Origin of the sequence: Microbacterium allomyrinae (assembly GCF_020682705.1) — a bacterium.
GTDB lineage: Bacteria > Actinomycetota > Actinomycetes > Actinomycetales > Microbacteriaceae > Microbacterium > Microbacterium allomyrinae.
In genome coordinates this window covers 1-5690 of record NZ_JAGTTN010000012.1, presented here as the reverse complement: position 1 = coordinate 5690, position 5690 = coordinate 1, and the positions used below count along the sequence as shown (strand labels likewise).

The 5690-nt window shown below is 68.6% G+C and carries 8 protein-coding genes; all 8 read left to right on the top strand.

The window, feature by feature from the left end; genetic code table 11:
• On the top strand, positions 1 to 326 hold a 326-nt coding region (locus tag KEC57_RS18740; protein ID WP_229386218.1), incomplete at its 5' end, for a hypothetical protein.
• On the top strand, positions 323 to 568 hold the full coding sequence (locus KEC57_RS18735) for a hypothetical protein (protein WP_229386217.1): 246 nt from the start codon (positions 323 to 325) through the stop codon (positions 566 to 568). The genes KEC57_RS18740 and KEC57_RS18735, both read left to right, overlap by 4 nt.
• Complete coding sequence (locus KEC57_RS18730; RefSeq protein ID WP_229386216.1) at positions 568 to 873, top strand: HNH endonuclease; 306 nt, start codon at positions 568 to 570, stop codon at positions 871 to 873. Before KEC57_RS18735 ends, KEC57_RS18730 begins: the two co-directional genes overlap by 1 nt.
• An 84-nt stretch (positions 874 to 957) precedes the next feature.
• Complete coding sequence (locus KEC57_RS18725; protein WP_229386215.1) at positions 958 to 1293, top strand: hypothetical protein; 336 nt, start codon at positions 958 to 960, stop codon at positions 1291 to 1293.
• Positions 1293 to 2774, top strand: coding sequence for a terminase large subunit domain-containing protein (locus tag KEC57_RS18720; RefSeq protein WP_229386214.1), 1482 nt, complete (start codon positions 1293 to 1295; stop codon positions 2772 to 2774). Before KEC57_RS18725 ends, KEC57_RS18720 begins: the two co-directional genes overlap by 1 nt.
• 7 nt (positions 2775 to 2781) lie before the next feature.
• On the top strand, positions 2782 to 2991 hold the full coding sequence (locus KEC57_RS18715; RefSeq protein ID WP_229386213.1) for a hypothetical protein: 210 nt from the start codon (positions 2782 to 2784) through the stop codon (positions 2989 to 2991).
• Positions 2992 to 3028: 37 nt separating this feature from the next.
• The gene (locus KEC57_RS18710; RefSeq protein WP_229386212.1) at positions 3029 to 4156 is read left to right on the top strand and encodes a hypothetical protein; all 1128 of its coding nucleotides are present in this window, start codon (positions 3029 to 3031) and stop codon (positions 4154 to 4156) included.
• A 1-nt stretch (position 4157) separates the two neighbouring features.
• Positions 4158 to 5690, top strand: a 1533-nt coding sequence (locus KEC57_RS18705) for an HK97 family phage prohead protease (protein ID WP_229386211.1), incomplete at its 3' end; no start/stop codon positions are given.

Sequence of the window (5690 nt, the reverse complement as noted above, 5' to 3'; positions counted from 1 at the left end):
TGATCGACACCCTGCCCGCGTGGTTCTGGATCCCGGCATCCGTCGTGCTCTGGGGCTACCTCATCGCCGACGCGATCGCGCGCCGGCTCAACCGAAGGAGAGACATGCAGACCATCGTCATCGCGTCGACTGTGGCCGAGGGGCGCGCCCGCTTCCCGAAGGCCGTCGCGTACGTCACGCCCCGCGCCCCACACGCAGCACGCGGGCGCACCGCTCACCGCGTCGTCGTGCTCAAGAGCATGCAGGGCCACCCGCAGCTGAAAGCGCTGCTGGCCGAGACGAAGCCGGCGATCGCGTTCCGCTCGAGCGAGGTGACGTTCGCATGACGCACCCCACCGACCCGATCGTCGAGCTGGCGCAGGAGATCGACGCCGAGGGCGCGCGCATCGCCAAAGCAGCGTTGGGCCTTCCCGAGGAAGCTCGGCTGATGTCGCTCAACCTCGACGATGCTGCGCTGTTCGTGCACTACGGCCGCGACGGGATGGTCACCGCGCGATCCTCGCTCTCGAAGACCAACGCCGCTGCCGTGATGAGGCAGATTGCCGACGCCTGGGAGCAAGAGGGCTGATGCAGCTGCGCCACGGTCCTGGCACCTACGCCGACCCGGACGCCAAGCCCCAGCGGTGGGGCGGGCGTCGGGCGATCGAGTACGTGGCGCGCACACTCGCCGAGTACGGCGACATCTGCATCATCTGTGGTCGACCGGGCAGCAACAGCGCGGACCACATCATCCCGCGGGCCGAGGGCGGCGCGGTCTACGACCTCGCCAACCTCGGCCCCGCACACGACCGATGCAACTACTCGCGTGGCAAGAAGCCGCTGCGCCCGGTCGGCATCCCGATCGAGAACGGCATGCGTTTTTTCAGTCCTTGATCTGGGGACACCCACGCGCAGCCGCTTCCATTTCTCCCCGGTCCACCCACAAAAACCGAGCTTCAACCCGAGACGAGCGAGATCATGCCGAACGATCACGAAACCGCGATAGAGCTTCCCGGCCTCGAGCTGCATCCTGACGGTCAGCAGTCCGTGTCGGCGATGCGCGGCGCGGTGATCGCGACAATCGCCGCGCTCGAGAAGGAAGGCCTGCTCGAGCCTCGGCATGTGGCGATGTGCCAGCTCGCGCTGGAGATGGCCGACTCCGTCGCGGCCGGCCGTCGCTCGGGTCGCGCATCGGCTGCCGCAATGGCTGCCGCGCAGCTGCGCGAGACGCTGATGGCGCTGCCCGCTCCGGTGGCCGGCGACGTCAAGGCACGGTTCGAGGACTTCGTCGACAAGCTCGTCGCGGCGGGCTGATGCTCACCGACGCGCCCGCATCGTTCACGATCCCGGACGAGATCCCCGAGTGGTCGGGGTTCACCTACGCGACACCGCGCACCCCGAGCCGCGCGACGATCGGCGGGCGGATCGCGAATATCGCGGGCATGCTCGGCAAGCCGGGGATGCCGTGGCAGCGCGAGGTGTGGGACGTTGCGGGCGAGGTCGATTCGTTCGGCTGCCTGATCCACGAGATCGTCGTCGTCACCGTCCCGCGCCAGTCGGGCAAGACGACGATGTACGGCCCGGTGCAGATCGAGCGGTCGATCACGACCCCCGGGTGCAAGACGTTCTACACCGCGCAGACGGGCAAGGATGCCCGCTCCCGGTTCAACGATCTGAAGCAACTGATCGAGGGTTCGGAGCTGATGGCGCTCGAGCCTGTCTTCCGGCTGTCGGCGGGTGACGAGGCGATCATCTGGCCCAACGGGTCGCGTAACAAGATCTTCGCTCCGGTCGAGGCCGCGCTGCACGGCGAGACGCCGCCGCTGGTGGGCATGGATGAGATCTGGGAACTCGACGAGCTGCTCGGCGATGCGCTGCTCGAGGGCGCCATCATCCCCGCCCAGGTCACGCTCGCGGGGCGCCGGCAGGTGTGGCTGATCTCCACCGCCGGCACCGCTGCCAGCGCGTTCCTGCGCAAGTGGGTCGAGCGTGGCCGCGAGTCGGTGCGCAAGCCGGGGTCGCATCCGAAGCTCGCGTACTTCGAGGCTTCGCTGCCCGAGGATGCCGACCCGTACGACCCTGTCGCGATCGCCCGATTCCACCCGGCCGTGAAGCGCATGGACGGCACCGGAACCCAGGATCTCGCGTCGCTGATGGAGCTGGCGCACCAGGTGTCGCGGGCGACGTGGCTGCGTGCGTTCTGCAACATCTGGACCGAGACATCCGACCCGTTTATCCCGCCGGCGGATTGGGACGCGATGGCCGACGACACGATCGGCGCGAGCTGGGGCGACGTCGCGATCTCGTGGGAGGTTGCGCACGACAACGAGATGGGCGCGATCCTCGCGACGTGGCGAGTCGACGGCAAGCCGCACACCCGCGTCGTGCACGCCGCCCCCGGTACGCAGTGGATGGAAGACCTGCTCGCCGAGATCCACGCCCGCAAGCCGGCAGCGTTCGGTGCCGACGACGGCGGGCCGACACGCCGGATCAACGACCGGCTGCGCCTGCGTCTCGGCGACGACGCAGTCGAGGTGCTGGGCATGAAGGACTTCGGCGTCGCGTGCGACACATGGGTGACCGCCGCTCGCGACGAGCACGACCTGGTGCACGACGGATCCAAGACGCTCAGTTTCGGCATCGCGCACCTGGTGCTTAAGCGCGTGGGCGAGATCACCCGCATCTCGCGCTCCGCATCCACCGGCCCCGTCGCTGCGCCCGTCGCCTCGGCCGTCGGGCTGTTCCTGTATGACCACCGTTCCGCGCCCTCGTGGGTGCCCGTCACGAAGTACTGAGGGACCAATGACGATCAAGCTCGATGCGACCAACTACAGCGTTGTGGTGACCTGCACTAAGTGCCCGTGGTGGTACGGATTCGCTGACCACAAAGCCGGCGGCTGGCGAGTCGGCGCGCGCCACGAGGAACGCGCACACCCCGAGATCGACCAGGCGCGGCGCGCTCTCGACGAGCGAAACCGGCGCGCGCGACACGCCGCGTCGCAGCGCAAATGAATCCGGAACGTGGGGATTCGCCTCGACGCTCTGGGACGTGGGAAAACTCGGAAACGCAGCAGCGAAGTTCCTCGGCCTCGAGGCAGCGGTGCAGATGCAGCAGCTGCTCGCATCGCCGCCGGCTTGGGCGGACTCGAGCCACCTGAGCCTGATCGGCGAGCTGTACGGCATCGCCGATTCGTCCGGCATCGTCGTGAACCGGCGCACCGCGCTCGGCCTGCCGATCGTCGCGAAGGGGCGCCGGCTGCTCGCTACCAACATCGCCCGCATGCAGCTCGTGAACCGCAAGGGCGCCGCGCCGGCGCCGATGCAGCTCGCCTACCTCCAGCAGCCCGAGGCTGACCGGTCGCTGTCCGCGACCCTGACTTGGACCGTCGATGCGCTGTACTTCTACCCGCGCACCTGGTGGATCGTGCAGAAGCGTGACGCCGCCGGCTGGCCGGCGCGCGGCGGTGTGAAGCTGCTCGATCGCAAGGATGCCGAGTTCGACAAGGACGGCCGGCTCGTCGGCGCGTGGGGCAAGCCCGTCGCGGCGCGTGATGTCATCCAGTTCGACGCACCCGATGGCGGGCTGCTGCACGACGGGCAGACGCTGCTGCGCCGCGCGTTCATCCTCAATCGGGCCGTGTCGCTCGCCGAGGAAAACCCTGTGCCCAGCGTCAACCTGGAGAACACCGGCAACGAAGCGCTGCTCGGCACGCAGATCGTCGAGCTGCTCGAGTCGTGGATGGAAGCCCGCCGCCGGTACGGCGTCGGCTATACCGACAAGAGCATCAAGGCCACCACGCTCGGGATCTCCAACTCGCAGCTGCTCATCGACGGGCAGAAGCAGATGGACGTGAACCTTGCCCGTCAGGTCGGGCTGCCGGCGTGGGCTGCCGACGTCGCTGTCGAGGGCGCGTCGCTGAACTACTCGAACCGCAGCTCGCGGGCGTGGGAGCTGATTGACCTGTTCCTCTCCACGTACATGACCCCGATCACGTCGCGGCTGTCGATGAACGACACGACGCCGATCGGGTGGAGCACCGCGTTCAGCACCGACGACCTGACGCGCGACGACATCAAGACCCGTTTCGAGACGTACGCCATCGGGATCGAAAAGAACTTCATCGACCAGACGTGGATCGAGGCCCAGGAGGGCCAACAGTTGAAGGGAATCGCCTGACATGACCGGCATCCGACTTGGTATGCAGCCACTGCGCACGACGATCTTTGTCCCCACCGTCACCGTCGACCCGTCGGCGCGGACCATCACCGGCACCATCACGCTGTTCGGCATCCCGTCGACAGACGGGCGGATCATCGAGGCCGGCGCCCTCACGCCGCGCGACCCGCTCTCCCGCGTGAAGCTGCTGGTCGACCACGACCACGCGCAGCCGGTCGGCTACATGACCGCGCTGGAGATCGACGACGAGAAGGCCGGCGCGACGTTCTACGTGCCCGAGGGCGCCGCCGGCGACCGAGCCCTCGCTGACGCGAAGGCCGGGCTCCGCGACGGCCTTTCCGTCGGGTTCGCCGCCGCAGCCGGCGGCTACTTCTGGGACGAAGAGGACCAGCTCCACTACACCGCCGGGGAGCTCTACGAAACGAGCCTCTGCGCGATTCCCGCTTTCCAAGACGCACAGGTCGAGGAAGTCGCCGCCGCTCTCGCGGCCAAACCCCGAAAGGACACCCGCATGAACCGCGAACAGCTGGCGGCAGCCCTCGCCGCAGGACAGATCACCCAGGTGCAGCACGACGCTGCCCTCGCCGCCCTCAACGCCGTCGAGGCGGCAGCACGTCCCGCCGCGCCGGCACCGGTCGCGCCGGCAGCCGGCACTCCCGGCGAGCCCGTCCCGGCCGAGTACGCCGCCGGTCCGCAGGGCGCACCGGCACCCCTCGGGCGCACCGAGGATCGGCCGGCATCGTTCCAGACGGTCGCTGCCGACATCGCCGAGGCAGCCCGCAGGCAGGACCGCGCCGGCATCCTCGAAGCCGTCAACCTTGCGCTGGGCGAGGTGGGTGTGGCCGACGACGCCGGGAACGCCTTCATCGGTCGGCCCGAGTGGATCGGCGAGGTGTGGCAGGCCCGCACGGAGGGCCGGCCGTGGATCGACTCGCTCGGCGGTGTCCAGCCGCTGACCGGCACGAAGGTCGAAGGTTTCCGCTGGGCACGCGCCGACGAGTACACCGAGACCGGCACCGACAAGGAAGCCCGCGTCAAGCCGTACGCCGGCAACTTCGCCGAGGTCGCGACCGGCAAGCGCAAGACCATCAAGGTCGAGGAGGACTCGGAGCGGTGGGGAGTCGGCAGCAAGGTCGATCGGATCTACACCGACCTCGGCAGCCCCGACCTGATCGCTTCGCTGTTCGGCCTGCTCGGCGCCGACTTCGACGCGGACAGCGACGCGCACGTGCGATCGGTCATCGTCGAGGCAGCGCAGGCCGAGATGACGATCGGTGAGACGCCGACGCAGATTGTCGACGCCACGCTCGTCAAGGCGCTCACCCGCACCGCGCTGCGCCTCAAGCGGATCGGCGCCACGCTCGCCCAGGTGTGGGTCGCTGAAGACCTCTTCGAGGACTTCAGCGAGCTGACCGTCGCGCAGCTGCCGGCATGGCTCGCCAACTCGATCGGTTTCGTCGACCTCAGCGACGGCACCGCTCAGGTCACCAGCAAGCTCAAGGTCGACGTCGACTTCGGCCTCGACTCCGGCGAG